This is a genomic window from Agrobacterium pusense (assembly GCF_900102105.1).
GTDB classification, from domain to species: domain Bacteria; phylum Pseudomonadota; class Alphaproteobacteria; order Rhizobiales; family Rhizobiaceae; genus Agrobacterium; species Agrobacterium pusense.
The window spans coordinates 1-23,888 of record NZ_FNBB01000007.1 but is presented as its reverse complement, the minus strand read 5'-3'; the positions used below and the strand labels follow the sequence as shown (position 1 = coordinate 23,888).

Below are 23,888 nucleotides of genomic sequence, written 5' to 3'. Positions count from 1 at the left end.
GCGGCTTACTCCGCAGCCTCCCGTTTTCCGGCCGGCCGGCGCTCCAGAAGCTCCTTCAGGAAGTGGCCGGTATAGGAACGCTCCACCTTGACGATGTCTTCCGGCGTGCCCGTGGCCACCACTTCGCCGCCGCCCGTGCCGCCTTCAGGCCCGATATCGATGATCCAGTCCGCCGTCTTGATGACTTCGAGATTATGCTCGATCACCACCACGGAATTGCCCTGTTCCACCAGCGCATGCAGCATTTCGAGCAGCTTGTTGACGTCGTGGAAATGCAGGCCCGTCGTCGGCTCGTCGAGAATATAGAGCGTGCGGCCCGTCGAGCGCTTCGACAGTTCCTTGGCGAGCTTGACGCGCTGCGCCTCGCCGCCTGAAAGCGTATTGGCCTGCTGTCCGACCTTGATGTAACCGAGGCCGACATCGAAGAGCGATTGCAGCTTGTCGCGCACGGCGGGAACGGCGGCGAAAAATTCGACGCCCTCCTCAACCGTCATATCCAGCACGTCGGCGATGGATTTGCCCTTGAAGGTGACGTCCAGCGTCTCGCGGTTATAACGCTTGCCGTGGCAGACGTCGCAGGTGACGTAGACGTCAGGCAGGAAGTGCATCTCGATCTTGATCACCCCGTCGCCCTGACAGGCCTCGCAGCGGCCACCCTTGACGTTGAAGGAGAAACGGCCGGGCGCGTAACCACGAGCCTTGGCTTCCGGCAGGCCGGCGAACCAGTCACGGATCGGCGTAAAGGCGCCGGTATAGGTGGCCGGGTTGGAGCGCGGCGTGCGTCCGATCGGCGACTGGTCGATATCGATCACCTTGTCGATGAATTCGAAACCATCGATGCGGTCGTGTTCGGCCGGGATTTCACGCGCGCCCATGACCCTGCGCGCCGCCGATTTATAGAGCGTCTCGATCAGGAAGGTGGATTTGCCGCCACCCGAAACCCCGGTTACGGCCGTGAAAACACCGAGCGGCACAGCGGCCGTGACATTCTTCAGGTTGTTGCCGCGTGCGCCGAAAACCTTGATCTCGCGGCCCTTCTTCGGTTTGCGGCGCTCAGCCGGCACTGCAACGCCGAGTTCACCGGAGAGATATTTGCCGGTCAGCGATTTCGGATTGGCCATCACTTCCTGCGGGGATCCTTCGGCAATCACCTGGCCGCCGTGAATACCGGCCGCCGGGCCGATATCGACAACATAATCCGCCGTCAGAATGGCGTCCTCATCATGTTCGACCACGATGACGGTGTTGCCGATATCGCGCAGATGTTTGAGCGTATCCAGCAGGCGCGCATTGTCGCGCTGGTGCAGGCCGATTGAGGGCTCATCGAGAACGTAGAGAACGCCGGTGAGGCCAGAGCCGATCTGCGAGGCCAGACGGATACGCTGGCTCTCCCCGCCCGACAGCGTGCCCGAATTGCGCGACAGGCTGAGATAATCCAGCCCTACATCGTTGAGGAATCGCAGGCGTTCGCGGATTTCCTTGAGAATACGGACGGCAATTTCATTCTGCTTCGCGTTCAGGCTTTCCGGCAGCACCTCGAACCAGTCGCGCGCCGTCCGGATCGACATTTCGGTGACTTCACCGATATGCAGCTTGTTGATCTTGACCGCCAGCGCCTCCGGCTTCAGGCGGTAACCGGCGCAGGCCGGGCAGGGGGCTGCCGACATGTAGCGCTCGATTTCCTCGCGCGCCCAGGCGCTGTCTGTCTCTTTCCAGCGCCGCTCCAGATTGGGCACGATGCCTTCGAAGTTCTTGACTGTCTTGTAGGAGCGGGCGCCGTCCTGGTAATTGAACTCGATCTTGTCGTCAGTGCCCTGAAGAATGGCGTGCTGCGCCTCCTTCGAAAGATCGGACCACTTGCTCGAGAGCTTGAATCCGAAGGCCTTGCCCAGTGCCTCAAGCGTCTGGTTGTAATAGGGCGACGATGATTTTGCCCAGGGAGCAATGGCCCCGTCCCGCAGGGTGCGGGCTGGCTCCGGTACGATCAGGTTCTCATCCACCTTCTGCTGCGAGCCAAGGCCATCGCAGCTGGGGCAGGCGCCGAAGGGGTTGTTGAAGGAGAACAGACGCGGTTCGATTTCCGGAATGGTGAAACCGGAAACGGGGCAGGCGAATTTTTCCGAAAACAGCACCCGCTCATGGGTCTCGTTGAGAGACTTGTTGGCGGAACCACCGGCCGCCGTTTCTTCTGCGGGCAGCGGTTTGTCGGCGAATTCCGCGATCGCCAGGCCGTCCGCGAGCTTGAGGCAGGTCTCAAGGCTGTCGGCAAGACGCGCGGCCATATCCGGGCGCACGACGGCGCGGTCAACCACCACGTCAATGTCGTGTTTGTACTTCTTGTCGAGAGCAGGAACGTCGGCGATCTCGTAGAACTGGCCGTCCACCTTGACGCGCTGGAAGCCCTTCTTCATCAGCTCGGCAAGTTCTTTCTTGTACTCGCCTTTGCGGCCGCGCACGATCGGCGCGAGGATGTAAAGACGCGTGCCTTCCTCGAAAGCGAGGATGCGGTCGACCATCTGGCTGACCGTCTGGCTTTCAATCGGCAGGCCCGTGGCCGGCGAATAGGGGACACCGACACGCGCGAAGAGCAGGCGCATATAGTCGTAGATCTCGGTGACCGTGCCGACCGTGGAGCGCGGGTTGCGCGAGGTGGTCTTCTGTTCGATGGAGATTGCCGGCGACAGGCCCTCGATCTGGTCGACATCCGGCTTCTGCATCATTTCCAGGAACTGGCGCGCATAGGCCGAGAGGCTTTCGACATAACGGCGTTGGCCTTCGGCGTAGATCGTATCGAAGGCGAGCGACGACTTGCCTGAACCGGAAAGCCCGGTCATGACGATCAGCTTATTACGTGGCAGATCGAGATCGATACCCTTGAGATTGTGTTCACGGGCACCACGGATGGAAATCGTCTTCAGTTCACTCATGACAAGGCTCGGACAAAAATAACAGGCTGGATGGCGGCGCGTCCTTATGTAGTGACGCAGCCGGACGTGTCGAGGTCTATTCCCTATCGGTCGCAGCTTTTCACGATGCTTGACTCGAAATCTGCAATTCAATAGAACAAAAAAGGAACGAATTGCAAGCGCGAATGTCTGCCCCCACAGCTTAAGATTATTCTTTGTGGATAGTTCCATCCTTGCGGTGCCCTTTGCGGGCCGCGGCAGCTATTGTGTGCCGAATTTTTTGAAATGCAATTGCCGGTCATGATGGCCGGCGGACAGGATGACGAGATGGCTGGTAGCGTAAACAAGGTAATTCTGATCGGAAACGTGGGCGCTGATCCCGAAATCCGCCGGACGCAGGATGGCCGACCCATTGCCAACCTGCGCATCGCCACCTCGGAGACCTGGCGGGACCGCAACAGCGGCGAGCGCAAGGAAAAGACCGAGTGGCACACGGTCGTCGTCTTTAACGAAGGCCTGTGCAAGGTCGTCGAGCAATATGTGAAGAAGGGCGCCAAGCTCTATATCGAAGGCCAGTTGCAGACCCGCAAATGGCAGGACCAGACCGGTAACGACCGTTACTCCACCGAAATCGTGCTGCAGGGCTTCAACTCCACGCTGACCATGCTCGATGGTCGCGGTGAGGGCGGCGGCCGCAGCGGCGGCGGCGACTTCGGCGGCGGTAATGATTATGGCAGCGGCGGCGGCTCCAGCTATGGCGGCGGTTACGACCAGCAGTCCTCCTCGCGCGGCGGTTCTTCCCGTGGTGGCAACCAGCCTTCGGGCGGATTCTCCAACGACATGGATGACGATATCCCGTTCTGATCGGACCGGGGACGAAGAAACGTGTGACAGGAGGTGAGCTTCACTGACGAAACCCTGCAGCCAAAACAGCCCGCCACCTGGCGCATCATCCTCGCTTTTTTTCTCGACTTCTGGACGGCGTTTTTCGCCGCCGGATTTCTGGTCGCGACGGTAGCGGGAGGGCGAACGCCCGAAGGTTTCGCCCTCAACGGTGCGCCCGCCTTTATCGCCTTTGCGCTGATCATTGCCTATTTTGTCGTGCTCGGGCGGTTCTTCGGTGGCACACTGTGGCAGCGCCTTTTGAAGGCGAGACGCTGACATCGGGCTTTGCCGTTTTTTTAAGAGAAGAACACTTCGACGCCCGGCGCAATCTATGCCGCGACTTTATCGGCCAGCATCGCCACCATGACATCGGATTGCGACACGATGCCGACCATCTTACCCCTGGCGTCGATGACAGGCAGATAATGCAATCCTTCCTCCGCAAAGCGGACGATTGCTTCCTCGATTGGGGTTTCCGGCCGCACGGTTTTAACGGGCGATGTCATGATGTCCTTCACCGTATCGTTGGGGGCACTTGCGCCTGACAGGATGAGGCGAAGCCGCTGCAGGAAACCGATTGAGGGACGACCGTTTCTCCAGCTCGCCTTTTCCAGAAAGTCTGTCTGGGTGACGATGCCGACGATTTCGGCGCTGTCATTGGTGACGGGCAACGCCTTGAAATGATGGCTTTGCATCAGGGCATGCGCGTGGCGCAGGCTGTCATCAGGGGCGACGCCGACCACATCCCGGGACATGACACTTTCGCAATCGAGATGCAGCGCGCGACGCCGGTAGGAGCGCAACTCTGTCTTCCGCAGGATGGTTTCCAGCGCGTCGCGGTCGATATCAATGAACTCATCATATTCCTTCAGCACGTCGTCAAGATCGGTGGAGGAAAAGCCGATTTTCTGGATGGGGGTCGGATCGGCTGTCCCGTGCGCGGCCTTGCCAAGCTTCAGACCGTGTGGATAGGCGCGGCCAGTGGCATTGTTGTAAGCGAAGGCCAGGGCAAGAAGGATCAGCGAATTTCCGGCGACCGGCCACAACAGGAAACCATAGCCGAGGCCATGTATGGCAGGGCCGCCCAGAACCGCCGTCAGCGCCACCGCACCGCTCGGCGGATGCAGGCAGCGCAGCGCCATCATGGCGGCGATGGCCAGGCTGATGGCGAGCGCGCTTGCGAGAAACGGATCCGGAACCAGCAGCGCCACCGTCACCCCGACAAAAGCCGAGACGAAATTCCCGCACAGGATCGACCAGGGCTGCGCCAGCGGGCTGGAGGGTACGGCGAACAACAGGACGGCCGAAGCCCCCATCGGCGCGATCATGGCGGGCAGCGTGGGATCGAAACGAAGAGCGAAACTGGCGAGAATGCCAGTCAGCAGTATGCCGACGAAGGCGCCTGTGGCGGAGCGGAGCCTTTCCCTGTTGCTGACGGGTGCGGCATCGGGAATGATGCGGCGCAGCGTGGAACGCATGGAGATAACTTTCGAATCCGAAATGACACGCGTCTTTTAGCCGAAGCGCCAGCTGAATTTAAGGGAGGATTTTCCGGCATTTCAGCGGTGGCAGGAATTTATTGCGTTGGTGTCGCGCAGGGACGGCTCAGAAAGCGAATGCGGATTTGATCCCGTCGACCACGAATTGCACCGACAGTGCAGCCAGCAGTACGCCGAGAAGCCGGGTAAGGATGGCGCGGCCGGTATTGCCGAGAAAGCGGTCCATCCGTTCCGAGACGATCAAGGCCGCGTAAACGAGAGCCATCGCGAAAGCAAGGATAAGGATGAGCACCACCATCTCGACCGTGGTCTTCATTGAGCCGGCAAGCAAAACGGTGGCGGAAATAGCACCTGGCCCGGCAATCAATGGCAGGGCCAGCGGGAAGACCGCGAGATTGTGGAGATGGTCCTTGGTAATGGCGATTTCCGAGGTCTTTTCCTTGCGCTCCTGGCGCTTTTCGAAAATCATTTCAAAGGCGATCCAGAACAGGAGGAGGCCGCCGGCGATGCGGAAGGCGCCCAGCGAAATACCGAGCAGATTGAGGATTGCGAGGCCGAAGAGGGCAAAGACGGCAAGGATACCGAAAGCGATGATGGAGCCGCGCAACGCCACCTGGCTGCGCTGGTCACGGGTCATCCCGGCAGTCAGCGCCAGAAAGACGGGCGCAAGCCCAGGCGGATCGAGTGTGACCAGAAGTGTGGTAAGCGCATTGATGAGCGTTTCGCTGCTGGCCATTCTTTCCCCGTTGGTTTTGTTTTTAGGCCGGAGCCTACGCAAGTCGCGGGCACTTTGAAAGAGAGCGCTACGCATTTGGGCGGCTAAATCATGAAAAGCGGCGTTCGTCTTGCAAATGACGCAAAAGCCTGTTCAAAACTCGCCGGGAAATTGGCTTAACGTGGCTGTTTCCGCTATAAAAATCCATCCGATTCTTAACAGAGAATGTGATCCGTTTTGACTGACCAGAGCCCCCCCGGCGGCGGAAAGCTTCCGCCAGGCATTGAACCGATTTCCATCATGGAGGAAATGCAGCGGTCGTATCTCGATTACGCCATGAGCGTTATCGTGTCCCGCGCGCTTCCCGATGTGCGAGACGGCCTGAAGCCGGTTCATCGCCGTATTCTATACGGCATGTCCGAACTCGGCATCGACTGGAACAAGAAATACGTCAAATGCGCCCGCGTAACCGGGGACGTGATGGGTAAATTCCATCCGCACGGCAACTCGGCAATCTATGACGCGCTGGCGCGTATGGCGCAGGACTGGTCGCTCCGCCTGCCGCTGATCGACGGCCAGGGCAACTTCGGCTCCATCGACGGTGATCCGCCGGCCGCTGAACGTTATACCGAATGCCGTCTGGATAAGGCCGCGCATTCGCTGCTTGACGATCTCGACAAGGAAACGGTCGACTTCCGCGACAACTATGACGGCACCTTGCAGGAGCCGGTCGTCATTCCGGCCAAGTTCCCGAACCTGCTGGTCAACGGGGCAGGCGGCATCGCGGTCGGCATGGCCACGAACATCCCGCCGCATAACCTGTCAGAGGTTATCGATGGCTGTATCGCCCTGATCGATAATCCCGCGATCGAGCTGCCGGAACTGATGCAGATCATTCCGGGCCCTGATTTCCCGACCGGTGCGCTGATCATGGGCCGTTCCGGCATCCGCTCGGCTTACGAAACGGGCCGCGGATCGGTCATCATGCGTGGCCGAGCCACTATCGAGCCGATGCGTGGCGACCGCGAGCAGATCATCATCACCGAAGTTCCCTATCAGGTGAACAAGGCGTCTATGATCGAAAAAATGGCTGAGCTGGTCAAGGAAAAGCGCATCGAGGGCATTTCCGACCTGCGCGACGAATCCGACCGCCAGGGTTATCGCGTCGTCATCGAATTGAAGCGCGACGCCAATGCAGACGTTATCCTGAACCAGCTTTACCGCTACACACCGTTGCAGACCTCGTTTGGCTGCAACATGGTGGCGCTGAACGGCGGCAAGCCCGAGCAGATGACGCTGCTCGACATGTTGCGTGCTTTCGTGTCCTTCCGCGAAGATGTCGTCAGCCGTCGCACGAAATACCTGCTGCGCAAGGCGCGCGAGCGGGCGCATGTGTTGGTCGGTCTGGCGATTTCCGTCGCCAATATCGATGAGGTCATCCGCGTCATCCGGCATGCTCCCGATCCGGCTTCGGCCCGAGAAGAACTGATGACGCGTCGCTGGCCTGCACAGGATGTGGAAAGCCTGATCCGCCTCATCGATGATCCGCGCCACCGCATCAACGAAGACGGGACTTACAACCTTTCCGAGGAACAGGCGCGCGCCATTCTCGAATTGCGCCTCGCACGTCTTACAGCGCTCGGCCGCGATGAAATTGGCGACGAGCTGAACAAGATCGGCGCTGAGATCAGCGAGTATCTGGAAATCCTGTCATCGCGCCTGCGCATCATGCAGATCGTCAAGGACGAGCTTTCCGCCGTCCGCGACGAATTCGGCACGCCGCGTCGCTCCGAGATCGTCGAGGGCGGTCCCGATATGGACGATGAAGACCTCATCGCCCGCGAAGATATGGTCGTGACCGTTTCGCATCTCGGTTACATCAAGCGCGTGCCGCTGACGACGTATCGTGCACAGCGTCGCGGCGGCAAGGGTCGCTCCGGCATGGCAACGCGCGATGAGGATTTCGTCAACCGTCTGTTCGTCGCCAACACCCACACGCCGGTCCTGTTCTTCTCCTCGCGTGGCATCGTCTACAAGGAAAAGGTCTGGCGTCTGCCGATCGGCACGCCGCAGTCCAAGGGCAAGGCCCTTATCAACATGTTGCCGCTGGAACCCGGCGAGCGCATCACCACCATCATGCCGTTGCCCGAGGACGAAACGACCTGGGAAACGCTTGACGTGATGTTCTCGACGACGCGCGGCACGGTTCGCCGCAACAAGCTCGGCGATTTCGTACAGGTCAACCGCAACGGCAAGATCGCCATGAAGCTGGACGAGGAGGGCGATGAAATCCTCTCCGTCGAAACCTGTACGGACCGCGACGATGTGCTGCTGACGACCGCGCTCGGCCAGTGCATCCGCTTCCCCGTGGACGATGTACGCGTCTTTGCCGGCCGCAATTCCGTCGGCGTGCGCGGCATCAACCTGGCCGAAGGCGACCGCATCATCTCCATGACCATTGTGGGCCATGTGGAAGCGGAGCCGTGGGAGCGTGCGGCTTACCTCAAGCGCTCGGCTGCCGAACGGCGTGCCGCAGGCGTGGATGAGGACGATATCGCGCTCGTCGGTGAGGAAGTAACGGAAGAGGGCGAACTCAGTGAGGAGCGCTACCAGGAACTGAAGGCGCGCGAAGAATTCGTGCTGACGGTTTCCGTGAAGGGCTTCGGCAAGCGTTCATCGTCTTACGATTTCCGCACTTCAGGCCGCGGCGGCAAGGGCATCCGCGCCACCGATACCGCGAAGACGTCGGAGATCGGTGAACTTGTTGCGGCCTTCCCGGTGGAAGAAGGCGACCAGATCATGCTGGTTTCCGATGGCGGACAGCTCATCCGTGTGCCTGTGAACGGCATCCGCATCGCCAGCCGCGCGACCAAGGGTGTGACAATCTTCTCGACCGCGAAGGATGAGAAGGTGGTTTCCGTGGAGCGCATCAACGAGCCTGAAGGCGACGACGAGGCTGAAAATGGCAATGGCGAGGAGGCGGATGACAATCTGCCGACCACGCCGGAGGCACCGGAAAGCGAGGCGTAAGCCGCCTCGTTTTTCACATCAGGATCAACAAAAACCCCGCGGTGCCTGTGCGCCGCGGGGTTTTTCTTTGGGTTTCCGTCTGGTGCGGTCTGTTAGCGAATACGTATATGAACCGGTGAGCGCCCCGACCGACGGGCGACGTGCAGGTGAATGCTGGCTTCCGGCTGGTTGGCGCGCCAGGCACGGGCGCCGTGCGAGAGCAGCAACGCCACGAGATCACGCGTTTTTGCCTTGGAACGGTTGAGACCGAGATCGGCGATACGCATCGCCGCCTCATGAATGGGATGCAGAACCGACAGGCTGCCATGCCCGTTGCCAGACGCAATGTCCGAATAATTCTCGTTGACTGCCATCTTGGAAAGCCTCGCTACTCATTACACAATTCGAGGAGACAGGCGATGTTCGAAACAGAGAGCACCGCCTGCGGGAACGTCTTCACTGAAGGGATGCCCAGCAGCTGACGCCTTTCTTTTTCAATGCATTGCATGCATTCACCGCGGCGTTCTGGCCATCGAAGCCGCCGAAACGGGCGCGGTATATCTGGGAGCCATCCTTGCTGTAGGCCACTGTGAAGGGCTTGGCTGAACGCAGCGCCGCACCACCTTTTTCCTGGGCGCTCTGCAGCAGGCCGCGCGCGGAATTTTCGTCCGGCGATGCGCCAATCTGGATGACCCAGCCGCCCTGCGGCGCGTCAGACCTTGCCGCAACGGAAGGTACGGAGGCTGCGGAAGCCGAGGTGGAAGCCGTGACGATATTATCGACCTTGGTGGAATTGGTTATCAGCTTGCGATCGGGCGCGGAGGGCGCCTGACGGATGGGATCTTTACCCTTCTGCCAGGTAGCCGCCTCCATCGCCTTGACGGCTGCATTGGAAGAGGAGCCAGCAAAGGCGGTAACCGGCGCTTCCTCGTAACGCGTCTGCGGAACGGGTCCGGCATTGGGTAGGCCGGCATCCGTCGCGGCGACGGCGACAGAGGGAACGGCGGCGGCCACAGCGACCGGCTCTTCGACCGGGGCGGAACGCGTCTGTGCAATCAGGTTGCTGTTGCCGCCACGCGACGCCTGCGGCAGATAGGTTGCAACCAGTTTGCGCATGGTGGCGTCACGGGCGGCGCTGGAGCGACCGCCGAGAACGACGGCGACAATGGAGCGCCCGTCGAGCTGCGCGGAGGTGGCAAGATTGCTACCGGCTGCACGCGTGTAACCGGTCTTGATACCGTCAACGCCCTTCACGGTTCCGACGAGGCGATTGTGATTGCCGATCACCTGCTTGCCGAAATTGAAGGTGCGGGTGGAGAAGTAACCGTAATATTGCGGAAAATGCTGGCGAAGCGCGATGCCGAGGCGGGCTTGGTCGCGCGCCGTGGTCATCTGGGCTGTATTGGGCAACCCGTTGGCATTGCGGTAGGTCGTGCGCGTCATGCCAAGGGCACGGGCCTTTGCGGTCATCATTCTGGCGAAACGGTCTTCTGAGCCGCCGAGATATTCACCGAGCGCCGTCGCCATGTCGTTGGCCGACCGGGTAACGAGAGCAAGGATCGCCTGCTCGACCGTAATGCTGCCGCCAGCGCGCACACCGAGTTTGGACGGCGGCTCCTTGGCTGCATTCGCCGAAACCGGCACCTTGGAATCAAGAGAGATACGTCCGGCACTGAGGGCTTCGAACGTCAGATAAAGCGTCATCATCTTTGTGAGCGAAGCCGGGTAACGCAGCCCGTCGGGATCCTCGCCGTAAAGCACCTTGCCGGTCTTCGCATCGATGACGATGCCCGCATATTTCGGATCGGCCTTTGCGGTCTGGACGGATGTTGCGGTTATGAACGCCGCCGCAAGTGTCAACGCCACAAACCTTACAAAAGACCCTGTACCCGCTTTGCGCGAATGTGCCCAAGATAGACTTTTCAACACTGCTGAACTCTTCAATCGCATATTTATGTTCCGCTCGGACACGCCCCGCCCGAATGCTCCGGGTAGAAACTTTATCGGGATGGCGTTACCAAGTGGTTTATGAAAGGTATCCGCCTTCCATAAAATGCGACTTTTCACACGCGATCTGTCTCGTGCCGTGTCACGGGTTTTCGTCTTTTACGAGGCGTTTCTCGACATAGCGTGTCACGGCTGCGTCTAGCGCCTGCCATTGCGGCAGCAGGTTGGCCGAGAATCGGTAGAACAGGCTCAGGTCCTGGCCGACGTGGATATCTCTCTGACAATCGCTACCCGTTGTTTCCTGAGGCGTCTGCGGCAGCAGGCAGCGCACCACATAGACGCTTTCGCCGTCGCGTCGGCCGGTCAATATGACTTCCTTGCCATAACCGGAATCAGCGCGCAGCCGATGGAGCAGCAGACCGTGCTTCAGGGGCGTCGGCTCACCTTCTATAAGTCTGGTATAAATCGGCTCGAAACGTCCTGACATGTCCTGCGACATGGTGCTTTGCGACAGCTGAACGAAAATCAGCCCGACTGCATTTTTCGGATCGTCGAAAAGGGCACGATTCGAATCTCGATACCCCGCAAGGTCGGGCCAGGTGAGGTAGAGGTCGGCGCGCTCATGTGCACCACTGTCACGATCAGACGGATTCCGAAGGGTGTTTTTTGCGAGTTTCAGCCGGTCGTTGCCGATGGTGATCTCCACTTCGTCGGTCGACGTGGTGTGTCCCGCCTGAATAATTCTGTCGCCATACCATTTCATGCCGAAATTGAGCGCAGTGAGAAGGGCGGCAAGGGCTCCGCATATGACGATGACGCGTCTTATGAGAGAAGAGGAAAGGAAGCCTGTGTCGCTATGCATGAGCTTTCAAACTCGTTCTGTCCGCCGGGTTTTCGGCGCGGAAATAACAGGCAAAGCTTTAACCCGCGGCGATCGCCATTGAAATGATGTTTTGCCGCTGCTACCTGATAAGCGCAAGCAAAGGACGGCATATGGCAGCGCGTGACAGATATTCCCGGAAACTCGAATGTTCCAAATGTGGCCATCAGGGTTTTGCCGAGGCGTCCGAGTCGGACGACAAAACCCGCCGGGACGTTGATTTCCGCATTGACGAAATGCCCCGGGGATTTCGCGCAGAACGCCCTTCGGGCGACCCAACCGACTTCATGATCCGCTGCGCCCAATGCGGCAACATATTCCGCTTCCTGCAGAAAACCGCCTATGCGCCGGGAGGCGAGCCGCGCGTCAAGGCCTGAACGGAAGGTGCCGGCATGACTTTACCGCAACAGCCCAACGGAGCGCCGCAAAGGCGCAAACCAATCTGGCCTTGGATCGTTCTGCTGGTGCTCACGCTCTGCGCGATCTACTCCTATAACCGCGCCAACGAAATCATCGCCGAGTTGTCCGATACCTTGCCGCCGGCGCTGCTGAACCTCTTCGAGGACCTTCTCCAGGGGGAAGGCCGGCACGGCCATGGCGGGCCCAGCATCGGCGTTTGAGTGAGGCGCCCGCCGTCAAGGGTCGCCCATCCTCCGGCCGCACATCATGTCATGACCATAAAAGAAAAAAGCCCCGCAAAGAGGCGGGGCAGGTTGATCGCTCGGGGAAAGTTGGGCAATGCCCGGGAGCGATGAGTGGGATATAAGAGACAATGGTGCGGACGCGATAGGCCACTTCCGTCCCAAACAGTACGCCAATGCACAAATTTCACTTAATCCGCAGATTTTTGAACGATGAATTTGACGGATCTGTAAGACAACTTGACAGGCTTTCGCTTTATTCTTTGCTTGCCTCGAATTGCACATATTCTCCTTTAACGTAACGTGACATGAGCAGACGCATGGATAAATCCGGAATCCTCTTTGTGGCGCTTTTATTGGTGCTTGTTGCAATCGTTTTGAGCCTTACGCTGTTCGATACAGCGCAGCAGGTCCCTTCGATACCTTCAGGTGACGGCTCCCTGCTGCCGCCCGCAGCGACCCCGGGGCAATGATCCGCCAACTGTGAGAGAAGGAAGACGATGCTTGTCGGAGCGGGATTGACGCCCTTTTTCAAACCGCTATAAAGCCTCACCACCATGGATGGGTGTCCGAGTGGTTTAAGGAACCGGTCTTGAAAACCGGCGTGCGTGAGAGCGTACCGTGGGTTCGAATCCCACCCCATCTGCCATCAAGCGCAACATCATTCCTACAATGTCGCGACGAGGCGTGTTCCCGCAGCGTTTGGGCATCGCGTACATTCCGTACGAATAAGAAACCCGCCTTTCGGCGGGTTCCAGGCAGCGGTAGTGGATCAGATTTCCGGACAGCCTCGTTCATTTGCGAAGGTGATCCGGTCCGGTCCCCGGCGCGTGAAGCCTTCGACAACAACGCGGCCCGGCGTGACGCGCACGACTTCGGGATCACGAAGGCCTGCTTCACGGGCCGCGGCGCGGGCTTCGCGTTCGCTGCAGCCACGCATGCGTGGAGGACCCCGGCGGTCCATGTCCCGATCACGGTCGCGGATGACGGGACGGACGCCATCCGGGCCGATTCTGAGCTCCATATCCTGGGCACCGGCAGGCATAGGTGCGGCGAAGGATACCAGGGCGATGCCAATCGCCAGACCTGTGGTTTTCATAAAATTTATCATGTTTCCTCCCTCAGCCGAAACCGGCGGAAGCTCGTTTGTTTGCGCGGAGAAAACGCGGTTACCGCTGCTTTGTTCCTTGCGAGGCTGCGAGGGGAGGACTGACGGCGGGCGGATTCCGCCGTGGAGGGGCATGCCGAAAAAATAGAAATCATTAACCACGTTCGTTACAATTTTATCGAATTTGCAAAAGTCGTTCGCATTTTCGCCACGTTATGCACAAGATTAAGCGACTGTTAGGTGCTTCGATGGCAGGGGCAATATCGAGGCAAGTGAGGGTGCGGTTCTCCGAGCCAATAGCAGCGTGGGGCAGACGATTTGAATTCTACGGTCAAGAAAACAGGCATCAGCGCTAGGTCGGGCGTGAAGTGGCTTGCAATTTCCGTGCTTTGCGCTGCAACGGCGTCGTGTTCCACCACCTCCGAGACAAAGCCTAAGCCCAAGCGCAGCAAGGAATATTTCTCCGAATCCGAATATGGCGTGAAGGCCAGCCCGCGCGTTGCCGATGGAAAGAACATCCCGAAGGGTGGCGGACGCGAGCTGCTGGGTAACGCCTACACCGTCAAGGGCCGCCGTTACTTCCCGAAAGAAGAGCCGGGCTACAACAAGGTTGGCCTTGCTTCCTGGTATGGCTCTGCCTTCCATGGACGCCTCACGGCCAATGGCGAGGTTTACGACAAGGAACATCTTTCTGCCGCACATCCGACATTTCCGCTGCCGAGCTACGCGCGCATCACCAATATGGATAATGGCGCGTCGGTGCTCGTCCGCGTCAACGACCGTGGTCCGTTCCACGAGGGCCGTCTGATCGACGTTTCCAGCAAGACGGCGGATCTTCTGGACATGAAGGCGACGGGGACGGCAAATGTACGGGTTCAATATGCGGGCCGTGCGCCGCTCGACGGCCATGACATGCCTTACCTGATGGCTTCCTATATTCCGAAGGGTTCGCGTTCGCCGGGCGTCGCGCCTGAAGGGCAGATCGCGACCGGCGTGATGGTTGCTTCGGCCTCGCCGAATTTCGTGCCGGCGCCGACATCGAACCCGAATTATGCCGGCTCGGCTCAGACCGCGCTCGTTGGTTCCAAGAAGAATGCGGCGCTTCAGGCCATGCCACTCGTCAACGGTGTACAGCCCGCATTCGAACAATTCGCGATCCTGCCGGAAATCGGCCCGATCCTGGCGGAGCGCCCCGAAGGTAACTTCCTGCGGGAACCAGCGGCTCCAGGCGGCAATTATCTGCGTGTGCCCACGCCGTCTTCCAAATATGCAGCGGCCTATTCCGAAGAATCCGCCGCCGTATCCAAAACCGCAAAGGTGTTCGACACCGTGCTCGTCAATCGTGACGGCTTGAGCGAAGAGTCGATCCTCGCCCATGTGAAGCGTCAGCAGGCGAAGTCACGCTAACGGATTAAGGACACCGCCGCACCGTTCTCATGGCGGGTGGCCGGTTGTGGCAGACAGCACTGGGCGGTTTCATGCGCAAGACCTTTCATCGCTCCTATCTGTCGGCCGTCGCGGCGGCCGCTTTTGCATTTTTGAGCGCCGGCGCGGCGCAATCGCAGACAGCGCCCTTCATCGCTAAGGCCGAGCAGGCCTATATGATCGATGCCGAAACCGGTACGGTGCTTCTTGCCCAAAATGAGGATCAGTCCTTTCCGCCCGCATCACTTGCCAAGCTGATGACGGTGGAGGTGGTGCTGGATGCGCTGTCGAGAGGACAGCTGGCGTCGGAAACGGTCTATCCCGTTTCGGAATATGCCTGGCGCACGGGCGGGGCCCCATCGCGAACGTCAACCATGTTCGCCGCCCTGAAATCCTCCGTTGGCATCAATGACCTTTTGACCGGAATCATCGTGCAGAACGCCAATGACGGCTGCATCATCATCGCCGAAGGCATGGCGGGATCGGACGCTGCCTTTGCCAAGCGCATGACGGCACGGGCCGGCGAACTTGGCATGAACCGCAGCACGTTTGCCAATTCCACCGGACTTCCCGATTCCGGAAACCAGACGACCGCCAGGGACATGGTGCGCCTTGCCCAGCATCTGCATGACACCTATCCCGACCGCTACTCGTTGTTTACGAAGCCGGACTTCGAATGGAACCGGATTTTCCAGCGCAACAAGAACACGTTGCTGATGCCGGGAAGCGGTATAGACGGTCTTGGCCTCGGTTTTGCAGAAGGCAGCGGTTTTGCCGCCGTGGTTTCGGCGGAGCGGGAAGGGCGCCGCATCTATCTGGCGCTTGCCGGCATCGCAGACGACAAGACGCGGCAGGAGGAAGCGCGCAGAGTGGTGGACTGGGGCCTGACCGCCTTCGAAAAACGCCGCCTGTTCAGCAAGGATGAAGTGGTTGGCTCCGTCAGCGTGTATGGCGGCGATGCCTCCTATGTCGACCTTTCTCCGAAGGACGATGTCAGCGTCCTGGTGCCCGTCAACAATCCGGAACGCCTCTCCGGACGTATCGTCTATCGCTGGCCGCTGAACGCGCCGCTCGATGTCGGGGCGAATGCCGGAACGCTGAAGATATTCTCGGGCGAGCGTCTATTGCGCGAAGTGCCGCTCTATACGAAGAGCCGGGTGAACAAGGGTTCGCTCACCCAGAATGCCGCAGGAGCATTGAAGGAACTTCTGCTGTTCTGGCTGTGAAGTGCGGTTCAGCACGTGCCTTTTCTCCTATGCTTTTGTTCAGGCACCGGTTTTTCTGAAAAGCGCTTCACACATTTCGGTCCGATGCTGTAAACAGGCATTTCAACATTGACGTGAATTCCTTGCAGGACGTGACATTGGCCGAAAAGACCGGATTGTTCATCAGCTTCGAAGGCGGCGAAGGCGCCGGCAAATCGACGCAGATTCGCACGCTTGCCGAGGCGCTTTGCGATCGTGGCTTCAAGGTGGTCGTAACGCGTGAGCCCGGCGGTTCGCCGGGTGCGGAGGCCGTAAGACATGTTCTCCTTTCCGGTGCGGCGGAGCCCTTTGGCGTCCGGATGGAAGCCATCCTGTTCGCCGCCGCGCGCAACGATCACGTCGAAGAGGTCATTCGCCCTGCGCTGGAGCGCGGCGAGATCGTGCTCTGCGACCGGTTTCTCGATTCATCCCGCGTCTATCAGGGCACGACCGGCAATCTGGAGCCGGATTTCATCGAGACGCTGCAGCGCATCGCGATTGATGGCGTCGTTCCGGAGCTGACACTGATTTTCGATATCGCTGCCGAAAAAGGACTTGCCCGCGCCAGAAAGCGCGCGGATGAAGGCGCGAAGCCCGATCGCTTCGAGAAAGAGGAAATCGAAACCCACGAGAAGCGGCGGGAAGCCTATCTCGATATCGCGCTTGCCGAGCCGCGTCGCTGCCGCATCGTCAATGCCGATCAGCCGGAAGAAAAAGTTGCGGAGGATGTCATGTCCTTCGTCGAGCCCTTGCTCGAACAGCTGGGGACCGAGGCGGGCAGGGCGCATGAGTGAGGTCCAAGGCGTTCTCGACGGTGCAATCGCGCCGCAGCAGAACACGAGGCTTTTTGGCCATGAGGAGGCGGAGGCGTTTCTCGCGCAGTCCTATCGCTCTGGCAAAGGCCATCATGCCATTCTCATCGAAGGGCCGGAGGGCATCGGCAAGGCGACGCTCGCTTTCCGTTTCGCCAATCATGTGCTGAACCATCCCGATCCTTTGTCGGCGCCGGAGTTTCTGCCAGACCCCGATCCGCAGTCGCTGGTCAGCCGGCAGATCACCGCTGGCGCCTCGCATAACCTGCTGCATCTCACCCGGCCCGTGGATGAAAAGACCGGCCGCGTGAAATCCGCCATCACGGTGGACGAGGTGCGACGGGCAGGGCATTTTTTCTCGCAGACCTCGGGCACCGGCAACTGGCGCATCGTCATCATCGATCCCGCCGATGATCTCAACCGCAATGCCGCGAACGCGATCCTGAAAATACTGGAAGAGCCGCCCAAAAGGGCGATGTTTCTCGTGCTCTCCCACGCACCGGGAAAATTGCTGCCGACAATCCGCTCACGCTGCATGCCGCTCAGGCTGCTGCCGCTTTCGGATTCGGCCATGGTGCAGGCGCTCGATCATCTCGGCATAAATCTCTCGGAGGAAAAGCGCGATGCCCTGCTTGCCGCCTCCAAGGGTAGCGTTGCGCAGGCGCTGAAGCTGATGAACTACGGCGGCTCCGATATTGTCGAGGCCCTTGCCGCAGTCATGAATGCCGACGGGCCAGGCGCCCGCAAACAGATGCACAAGCTCGCCGAGATCCTGGCCCAGAAGGATGGCGACATCGTCCTCGGTTTTTTCATGGAACATGTAACGGAAGATCTGATGGCGCGCGCGCGCGCGGCGGCCATGACGGGCGATATCACTGCTGCGGAAAGGCTGGCACGGCTTTCTTCGGCGCTCTCGGAACGCATCACCGTGGCGCAGGCCTATAATCTCGACAAGAAACAGATGGTAATTTCCATTCTTGAGGATATCCGGGGCGTCTAATGCCGGAAAATCGTAAGGACCGAAGTTGCCTTTTCGGATTGGCCCACTCTAAGCCGCATTATCCCCGGGTTTGACACGGGAATCCACAACCCACTGAAATTAATGAATACTCGGCTCGAGCCCGAGGATGACGAATAGTCGGCAATATTGATATCATTGTACCAATTCGGTAGCTTTTTCTTTCGCTGCTGCGAACAATGGTTTAAGAGCGGTCTATCCAAAAAACAGCGCGTAAAGTCGATAGACCGTCATGACAGACAAGACACCATTCTACATCACCACCGCGATCTCCTATCCCAACGGCAAGCCGCATATCGGCCACGCCTATGAACTGATCGCAACGGACGCCATGGCACGCTTTCAGCGCCTGGACGGAATGGATGTGTTCTTCCTGACGGGCACCGACGAACACGGCCAGAAGATGCAGCAGACGGCACGTGCGGAAGGCGTTTCGCCGGAAGAACTCGCGGAGCGAAATTCCAATCAGTTTCTCGAGATGGGCAAGCTGCTCAACGCCTCGAACGACGATTTCATCCGCACGACGGAAGAACGTCATCACGAGACCTCGCGCAATATCTGGAACCTGATGGCCGAGAGCGGCGACATCTACAAGGATAGCTATGCCGGCTGGTATTCCGTTCGTGACGAGGCCTATTACGCCGAGGACGAGACGGAAGTGCGCGCCGATGGCGTCCGTTACGGCCCGCAGGGCACGCCGGTGGAATGGGTGGAGGAGGAAAGCTATTTCTTCAAGCTCTCCGAGTACCAGGACAAGCTGCTGAAGCTCTATGAGGAAAACCCCGACTTCATCGGTCCGGCGGAACGCCGTAACGAAATCATCTCCTTCGTGAAATCCGGTCTGAAGGACCTGTCGATTTCCCGCACCACCTTCGACTGGGGCATCAAGGTTCCCAATGATCCGAAGCACGTGATGTATGTCTGGGTCGATGCACTGACCAACTACATCACCGCAACGGGTTACCTCGAAGACAGGAACGGACCGCGGGCGAAGTATTGGCCGGCCGACGTGCATATCATCGGCAAGGACATCATTCGTTTTCACGCCGTCTACTGGCCAGCCTTCCTGATGAGCGCGAAGCTGCCGCTGCCCAAGCGCGTTTATGCACATGGCTTCCTGCTCAACAAGGGGGAGAAGATGTCGAAGTCGCTCGGCAATGTCGTTGATCCCGCCAATCTGGTGAACCATTTCGGCCTTGATCAGGTCCGCTATTTCTTCATGCGCGAAGTCTCCTTCGGCCAGGACGGCAGCTATAGCGAAGAGGGCATTGCCACCCGCATCAATGCCGATCTTGCCAATGGCATCGGCAATCTCGCCAGCCGTTCGCTGTCGATGATCGTCAAGAATTGCGACGGCAAGATTCCGACGCCTGGTCCGTTCACCGACGAAGACAAGGCGATGCTGGCGTCTGCAGACGGTCTGCTCGCCATTTGCCGTGAGGAGATGGGCAAGCAGCTCATCCACCGCGCGGTAGCCGCCATTATTGCCGTCGTTTCCGAGACCGACCGCTATTTCGCCTCTCAGGAGCCTTGGGCGCTGAAAAAGACCGACCCTGAGCGGATGGGCACTGTGCTTTACGTCACGGCGGAAGTTGTGCGCCAGATCGGCATTCTCCTGCAGCCCATCATGCCGGGTTCCTGCGAAAAGCTGCTCGATCTCGTTGCGGCGCCAGCCGACAAGCGCGACTTCGCGGCGTTGGGCGAAGCCGGTCGTCTGGTGCCGGGGACACCACTGGAAGCTCCGAAGCCAGTCTTTCCGCGTTATGTCGCGCCGGAAGCGTGAAGGCGACCACGATGCTGATCGATACCCATTGCCATCTCGATTTTCCTGATTTTGAGGCGGAGCGCGACGACATCATCGCTCGGGCCCATGCCTCCGGCGTGAGCCAGATGGTGACGATCTCGACCCGGGTGCGTCGTCTGCCGGAGCTGTTGAAGATCACGGAAAAATATCCGTCAGTCTTTTGCTCGGTCGGCACCCATCCGAACAATGCCGATGAGGAACTGGATATCTCCGCCGATGAGCTGGTGCAGCTTGCCGAAAGTCATGAGAAGATCGTGGCGATCGGAGAGGCGGGTCTGGATTACTTCTACGACACGCAGAAGCCCGAAGACCAGAAGACCGGCCTTCTTCGCCATATCGAGGCGGCGAGACGAACGAAGCTGCCGCTTGTCATTCACAGCCGCAGTGCCGATGACGACATGGCCGCCATCCTGCGCTCCGAAAGCGGGAAGGGCGCATTTCCGTTCATTCTGCACTGCTTTTCCGCTGGTCCCGAGCTCGCAAAAACGGGTGTCGAGCTTGGCGGATATGTGTCTTTCTCGGGCATTCTGACCTTCCCAAAGTCGCAGGATATTCGCGATATCGCTGCAACCGTGCCTCTTGACCGGCTGCTTGTAGAAACGGACGCACCCTATCTTGCGCCGAAGCGCTGGCGTGGCAAACGCAACGAGCCTTCCTACGTCGTCAATACCGCGGAGGTTCTGGCCGAGGTGCATGGCATCTCCTTCGAGCGGATGGCCGAGATCACCACCGAAAACGCCTTCCGCTGCTTTTCCAAGATGACAAGGGTGTAGGCGTGGCAATCTACCGTCGCCGCTTCACGGTTCTCGGATGCGCCTCGTCACCCGGCGTGCCGCGCATTAACGGCGACTGGGGCGCCTGCGACCCCGATAATCCGAAGAACCGGCGCACGCGTGCGGCCTTCATGGTGGAACAGATCGGTCCTGATGGCGGCAAAACGACCGTTGTGATCGATACTGGTCCTGATTTTCGCGAGCAGATGATCGCCGCGAAGGTGGAGGCTATCGATGCCGTTCTCTACACCCATGCTCATGCCGACCATCTGCATGGCATTGACGATCTGCGCATCTATTTCGCACTCCAGAAAAGCCGAGTTCCGATCTATGCCGATCCCATTACCATGGCGCGCATCCGCGATGGTTTTGCCTATTGTCTCGAGACGCCGGCGGGCAGCAATTATCCACCGATTGTCCGGCCTTATATGATTGCCGATATCAACGAGCCGGTTGTTATTGATGGAGCAGGAGGACCAATCGCCTTTGGGGTGCATATGCAACAGCATGGGGACGTCCATTCTCTGGGTTTCCGCATTGGTGATGTGGCCTATTGCACCGACGTCAGCGATTTTCCGGCCGAAAGCCTGCCGAAACTCGCCGGACTTGAGGTGCTCATCATCGACGCCCTGCAATATCGCTATCACCCCAGCCATCTGTCACTCGAACAGGCGCTCGGGTGGATCGAAACACTGGCACCCAAAAGGGCGATCTTGACCCACATGCATATTCCGCTCGATTATGAGACGGTGATGCAGGAAACGCCTGATCATGTTGAACCGGCTTATGATCAGATGCGTTTCGAAATTGAGATCGATCTCGAAGCCGCCTGACGCCGCCTGAAAAGGAACAGCATGTCGACTAAGCCTTTCCGTGCACCGAGTATGGCGAGCTTCTTCGACAATATGCGCGCCAGCCGCCTGCGCGCCATGTTCCGACGCGGCGAACTCGGCCTTGTCGCGCTTGCCGTGCTCATCGGCATCGCAGCCGGCCTGCTGGTGGCGTTGATCGGCGCTTTGAGCACGGCATTGCATGTGCTCGTCTTTGGCGTCGAACGTCTGAGCAGCAGCGATCTTTCCGGACAGATCGTGCTGGTGGGGCCGATCATGGGCGGTGTCCTGCTCGGGCTGATCATCTTCATCCTCTCCAAAACCCGCAAAAAGCCGATGGTCGACCCCATCGAGGCAAATGCGCTGCATGGTGGCCGCCTGTCGCTCACGGACAGCATCATTGTCTGCGTGCAGAACATCGTTTCCAACGGTTTTGGCGCATCTGTGGGGCTTGAGGCGGGCTACACGCAGATTGCCAGCGGCGTTGCATCGAAGATCGGCATCAAGCTGAAACTGAGGCGAGGGGACATGCGCATCCTCGTTGGCTGCGGCGCCGCGGGCGCCATCGCGGCCGCCTTCAACGCGCCTCTGACTGGCGCATTTTACGCCATCGAACTCATCATCGGCACCTATACAGTCGTCACGCTCGCCCCGCTGATCGTTTCGGCGCTGGTGGCGACAACCGTTATCGGCCTGATTGGCGGCCATGGCCTCTCCATCGATATCGTCGATGCCAGCCGCGTGACGCCCGCCGATTACGTGCCGGCTATTTTCCTTGGGGTTGTGTGCGCGGCAATCGGTATCGTGCTCATGCAGGCGGTGTCCTTCATTGAGGAGACGGCGCGCAAAAGCGCTATTCCTGGCTGGCTGCGTCCTACGCTTGGCGGCATCGTTGTCGGTGGGCTGGCCTTGATTTCACCGCAGGTTCTCTCGAGCGGCCATGGAGCCTTGCATCTCAACATCGATGCCGACTTGACGATCTACGGGCTTGCAGGATTGTTCCTGTTGAAGGCGGCGGCCAGCGCGATCTCGATAGGTTCGAATTTCCGCGGCGGCCTGTTTTTCGCCTCGCTGTTCATGGGATCGCTGCTCGGCAAGATTTTCGCACTCTGCGCGCCCTATATCGGCTATGGCTCGACAGCGCCGATCGTCTACGCCGTGATCGGCATGAGCGCCTTTGCCGCCGCCATCATCGGTGGTCCGCTGACAATGACATTTCTGGCGCTGGAACTGACCGGCGACTTCCAGATTACGGCGCTCGTGCTTGCCGCCGTCATCACCACATCGCTGGTGGTGCGCACCACATTCGGCTACTCCTTCGCCACCTGGCGTTTTCACCTGCGCGGTGAGAGCATTCGCAGCGCTCATGACATCGGCTGGATCCGCGACCTGACGGTGGGCAAGATGATGCGCGCTGACATACGCAAGGCCAATGTCAGCATGGGGCTTCCGGCCTTCAAGGAGAAGTTCCCGCTCGGTTCAACGCAGCGGGTCATCATGACCCACGATGACGGGCGTTATGCCGGGATCGTTCTCGTGCCGGAAATCTATGCCGATCCGATGGATCGCGACCCAAGCAAGATCAGCCTCGAGACCTATCTGCACTACAAGAACGACGTGTTGCTGCCGACCATGAATGCACGGCAAGCGGCGGCAGCCTTCGACGCGGCAGAAAGCGAAGCACTCGTCGTCGTCAACGACAAGATCGAAAATCGTCCCGTTGGCCTGCTTACCGAAAGTCACACGCTGAGACGCTACAGTGAAGAGCTCGATCTACGACGCCGAGAGGCATCAGGAGAATTATGATCGACCTGGATATGGATCTTTCAATGCGACAAGCGGCGCTTTTCAATGATGACAGCAACGGCGCTGCGATCTGACAGCTTACGGCATTCCCGGTAATTCAGCACAAAAAGTTCCATAATCTATCTTATGCGATTATTGTATGTAAGGGCTATTTAGTAATGCGACAGTTGGGCCAGTTAGAGATGCGACAGTCTCGCCTCTCGACGCACTGGTCAAAGCCAACGTTGGGAGCAAGGATGACGATCTTCAGCCTGGTCGAGACCATGAGCGGTCGGAGTCGTCATGTCCTTTTTGATCACCATGTCGCAGAAAGAATTGCATCGCCTCGAACTCATCCAGAAGATCCGTGACGAACGCCTGAGCATTGTCGAGGCGGCCGGACGGCTCGACCTCAGTCGAAGTCAGGTCCATCGGCTGCTGCAAGCCTACGACCGGGATGGTCCGGCCGGTCTTGTTTCCAGGAAGCGATCACGGCCGAGCAACCGGCGCCACAGCGAGGAATTTCGCAATGCAGCGCTGGATCTGATCCGCGAACGCTATCTGGATTTCGGTCCGACGCTAGCACGTGAGAAGCTGATCGAGCTGC

Annotated in this window: 22 protein-coding genes and 1 tRNA gene; 15 read left to right on the top strand and 8 right to left on the bottom strand. The window is 59.2% G+C overall.

From position 1 onward, the window contains the following. Positions 1 to 5: 5 nt before the first annotated feature. Positions 6 to 2,927: an excinuclease ABC subunit UvrA gene (uvrA, locus tag BLU28_RS16185; protein WP_077987108.1), complete on the bottom strand. Its 2,922-nt coding sequence runs from the start codon at positions 2,925 to 2,927 to the stop codon at positions 6 to 8. A 264-nt stretch (positions 2,928 to 3,191) separates the two neighbouring features. On the opposite strand from uvrA, the gene BLU28_RS16180 reads away from it, so the two are divergent. Together BLU28_RS16180 and BLU28_RS16175 are read left to right on the top strand one after the other, a co-directional pair. After that, complete coding sequence (locus BLU28_RS16180; RefSeq protein ID WP_048902810.1) at positions 3,192 to 3,770, top strand: single-stranded DNA-binding protein; 579 nt, start codon at positions 3,192 to 3,194, stop codon at positions 3,768 to 3,770. 33 nt (positions 3,771 to 3,803) lie between these two features. Further along, positions 3,804 to 4,067: a hypothetical protein gene (locus BLU28_RS16175; RefSeq protein ID WP_077987109.1), complete on the top strand. Its 264-nt coding sequence runs from the start codon at positions 3,804 to 3,806 to the stop codon at positions 4,065 to 4,067. Between the two features lie 53 nt (positions 4,068 to 4,120). Here BLU28_RS16175 and BLU28_RS16170 read toward each other — a convergent pair whose 3' ends face one another. Together BLU28_RS16170 and BLU28_RS16165 are read right to left on the bottom strand one after the other, a co-directional pair. Then, entirely contained in the window at positions 4,121 to 5,269 is a 1,149-nt protein-coding gene (locus tag BLU28_RS16170; protein WP_077987110.1) for a CBS domain-containing protein, read from the bottom strand. Between the two features lie 127 nt (positions 5,270 to 5,396). Next, entirely contained in the window at positions 5,397 to 6,026 is a 630-nt protein-coding gene (locus BLU28_RS16165) for a MarC family protein (protein WP_035208833.1), read from the bottom strand. Between the two features lie 216 nt (positions 6,027 to 6,242). On the opposite strand from BLU28_RS16165, the gene gyrA reads away from it, so the two are divergent. Then, positions 6,243 to 9,035, top strand: coding sequence for a DNA gyrase subunit A (gyrA, locus tag BLU28_RS16160; protein WP_004441736.1), 2,793 nt, complete (start codon positions 6,243 to 6,245; stop codon positions 9,033 to 9,035). Positions 9,036 to 9,127: 92 nt separating this feature from the next. Here gyrA and BLU28_RS16155 read toward each other — a convergent pair whose 3' ends face one another. From BLU28_RS16155 to BLU28_RS16145, 3 genes are all read right to left on the bottom strand, one after another. Then, a complete protein-coding gene (locus BLU28_RS16155) occupies positions 9,128 to 9,388 on the bottom strand; it encodes a hypothetical protein (protein WP_004441743.1) in 261 nt (86 codons plus the stop codon). 82 nt (positions 9,389 to 9,470) lie between these two features. Next, complete coding sequence (locus tag BLU28_RS16150; RefSeq protein ID WP_077987111.1) at positions 9,471 to 10,964, bottom strand: D-alanyl-D-alanine carboxypeptidase; 1,494 nt, start codon at positions 10,962 to 10,964, stop codon at positions 9,471 to 9,473. A gap of 139 nt (positions 10,965 to 11,103) precedes the next feature. After that, complete coding sequence (locus BLU28_RS16145; RefSeq protein ID WP_004441745.1) at positions 11,104 to 11,823, bottom strand: hypothetical protein; 720 nt, start codon at positions 11,821 to 11,823, stop codon at positions 11,104 to 11,106. A 131-nt stretch (positions 11,824 to 11,954) separates the two neighbouring features. Between BLU28_RS16145 and BLU28_RS26610 the strand changes: the two genes are divergently transcribed. Next, positions 11,955 to 12,218 (top strand): hypothetical protein, encoded by a 264-nt coding sequence (locus BLU28_RS26610; protein WP_004441746.1) that lies wholly within the window; start codon positions 11,955 to 11,957, stop codon positions 12,216 to 12,218. A gap of 15 nt (positions 12,219 to 12,233) precedes the next feature. Continuing rightward, positions 12,234 to 12,461, top strand: a complete 228-nt coding sequence (locus BLU28_RS16135; RefSeq protein ID WP_022556128.1) for a hypothetical protein — start codon at positions 12,234 to 12,236, stop codon at positions 12,459 to 12,461. Positions 12,462 to 12,738: 277 nt separating this feature from the next. Here the strand turns inward: BLU28_RS16135 and BLU28_RS26350 are convergent, their stop codons facing one another. Beyond that, complete coding sequence (locus BLU28_RS26350) at positions 12,739 to 13,041, bottom strand: hypothetical protein (protein ID WP_162702017.1); 303 nt, start codon at positions 13,039 to 13,041, stop codon at positions 12,739 to 12,741. Between BLU28_RS26350 and BLU28_RS16125 the strand changes: the two genes are divergently transcribed. Next, a tRNA-Ser gene (locus tag BLU28_RS16125) sits at positions 13,042 to 13,131 on the top strand. Between the two features lie 123 nt (positions 13,132 to 13,254). Here BLU28_RS16125 and BLU28_RS16120 read toward each other — a convergent pair. Then, positions 13,255 to 13,593 (bottom strand): hypothetical protein, encoded by a 339-nt coding sequence (locus BLU28_RS16120; protein ID WP_004441749.1) that lies wholly within the window; start codon positions 13,591 to 13,593, stop codon positions 13,255 to 13,257. 315 nt (positions 13,594 to 13,908) lie between these two features. Between BLU28_RS16120 and BLU28_RS16115 the strand changes: the two genes are divergently transcribed. The 9 genes from BLU28_RS16115 to BLU28_RS16075 all read left to right on the top strand — a co-directional run. After that, positions 13,909 to 14,997 (top strand): septal ring lytic transglycosylase RlpA family protein, encoded by a 1,089-nt coding sequence (locus tag BLU28_RS16115; RefSeq protein WP_006697463.1) that lies wholly within the window; start codon positions 13,909 to 13,911, stop codon positions 14,995 to 14,997. Positions 14,998 to 15,068: 71 nt separating this feature from the next. Beyond that, entirely contained in the window at positions 15,069 to 16,241 is a 1,173-nt protein-coding gene (locus BLU28_RS16110) for a D-alanyl-D-alanine carboxypeptidase family protein (protein WP_035208907.1), read from the top strand. A 137-nt stretch (positions 16,242 to 16,378) separates the two neighbouring features. Next, a complete protein-coding gene (tmk, locus tag BLU28_RS16105) occupies positions 16,379 to 17,053 on the top strand; it encodes a dTMP kinase (protein ID WP_077987113.1) in 675 nt (224 codons plus the stop codon). Next, positions 17,046 to 18,071 (top strand): DNA polymerase III subunit delta', encoded by a 1,026-nt coding sequence (locus tag BLU28_RS16100; RefSeq protein WP_072494371.1) that lies wholly within the window; start codon positions 17,046 to 17,048, stop codon positions 18,069 to 18,071. The genes tmk and BLU28_RS16100 overlap by 8 nt, the downstream gene beginning before the upstream one ends. 250 nt (positions 18,072 to 18,321) lie before the next feature. Continuing rightward, positions 18,322 to 19,872: a methionine--tRNA ligase gene (gene metG / locus BLU28_RS16095; RefSeq protein ID WP_006697458.1), complete on the top strand. Its 1,551-nt coding sequence runs from the start codon at positions 18,322 to 18,324 to the stop codon at positions 19,870 to 19,872. An 11-nt stretch (positions 19,873 to 19,883) separates the two neighbouring features. Further along, on the top strand, positions 19,884 to 20,666 hold the full coding sequence (locus tag BLU28_RS16090; RefSeq protein ID WP_006697457.1) for a TatD family hydrolase: 783 nt from the start codon (positions 19,884 to 19,886) through the stop codon (positions 20,664 to 20,666). A 2-nt stretch (positions 20,667 to 20,668) separates the two neighbouring features. After that, on the top strand, positions 20,669 to 21,499 hold the full coding sequence (locus BLU28_RS16085; protein WP_035208821.1) for an MBL fold metallo-hydrolase: 831 nt from the start codon (positions 20,669 to 20,671) through the stop codon (positions 21,497 to 21,499). A 21-nt stretch (positions 21,500 to 21,520) separates the two neighbouring features. Next, positions 21,521 to 23,302, top strand: a complete 1,782-nt coding sequence (locus tag BLU28_RS16080; protein WP_035208819.1) for a chloride channel protein — start codon at positions 21,521 to 21,523, stop codon at positions 23,300 to 23,302. Between the two features lie 282 nt (positions 23,303 to 23,584). Further along, the coding region (locus tag BLU28_RS16075) for a helix-turn-helix domain-containing protein (RefSeq protein WP_139190406.1) at positions 23,585 to 23,888 on the top strand (304 nt) is incomplete at its 3' end.

Bases quoted from the DNA above. Each gene is read 5' to 3' on its own strand.
- BLU28_RS16170 (WP_077987110.1), bottom strand. From the start codon at position 5,269: ATGCGTTCCACGCTGCGCCGCATCATTCCCGATGCCGCACCCGTCAGC.
- BLU28_RS16100 (WP_072494371.1), top strand. From the start codon at position 17,046: ATGAGTGAGGTCCAAGGCGTTCTCGACGGTGCAATCGCGCCGCAGCAG.
- BLU28_RS16120 (WP_004441749.1), bottom strand. From the start codon at position 13,593: ATGATAAATTTTATGAAAACCACAGGTCTGGCGATTGGCATCGCCCTG.
- BLU28_RS16165 (WP_035208833.1), bottom strand. From the start codon at position 6,026: ATGGCCAGCAGCGAAACGCTCATCAATGCGCTTACCACACTTCTGGTC.
- BLU28_RS16110 (WP_035208907.1), top strand. From the start codon at position 15,069: ATGCGCAAGACCTTTCATCGCTCCTATCTGTCGGCCGTCGCGGCGGCC.
- BLU28_RS26350 (WP_162702017.1), bottom strand. From the start codon at position 13,041: ATGGTGGTGAGGCTTTATAGCGGTTTGAAAAAGGGCGTCAATCCCGCT.
- BLU28_RS16135 (WP_022556128.1), top strand. From the start codon at position 12,234: ATGACTTTACCGCAACAGCCCAACGGAGCGCCGCAAAGGCGCAAACCA.
- BLU28_RS16090 (WP_006697457.1), top strand. From the start codon at position 19,884: ATGCTGATCGATACCCATTGCCATCTCGATTTTCCTGATTTTGAGGCG.
- uvrA (WP_077987108.1), bottom strand. From the start codon at position 2,927: ATGAGTGAACTGAAGACGATTTCCATCCGTGGTGCCCGTGAACACAAT.
- BLU28_RS16145 (WP_004441745.1), bottom strand. From the start codon at position 11,823: ATGCATAGCGACACAGGCTTCCTTTCCTCTTCTCTCATAAGACGCGTC.
- BLU28_RS26610 (WP_004441746.1), top strand. From the start codon at position 11,955: ATGGCAGCGCGTGACAGATATTCCCGGAAACTCGAATGTTCCAAATGT.
- metG (WP_006697458.1), top strand. From the start codon at position 18,322: ATGACAGACAAGACACCATTCTACATCACCACCGCGATCTCCTATCCC.
- BLU28_RS16180 (WP_048902810.1), top strand. From the start codon at position 3,192: ATGCAATTGCCGGTCATGATGGCCGGCGGACAGGATGACGAGATGGCT.
- BLU28_RS16150 (WP_077987111.1), bottom strand. From the start codon at position 10,964: ATGCGATTGAAGAGTTCAGCAGTGTTGAAAAGTCTATCTTGGGCACAT.
- BLU28_RS16155 (WP_004441743.1), bottom strand. From the start codon at position 9,388: ATGGCAGTCAACGAGAATTATTCGGACATTGCGTCTGGCAACGGGCAT.
- BLU28_RS16080 (WP_035208819.1), top strand. From the start codon at position 21,521: ATGTCGACTAAGCCTTTCCGTGCACCGAGTATGGCGAGCTTCTTCGAC.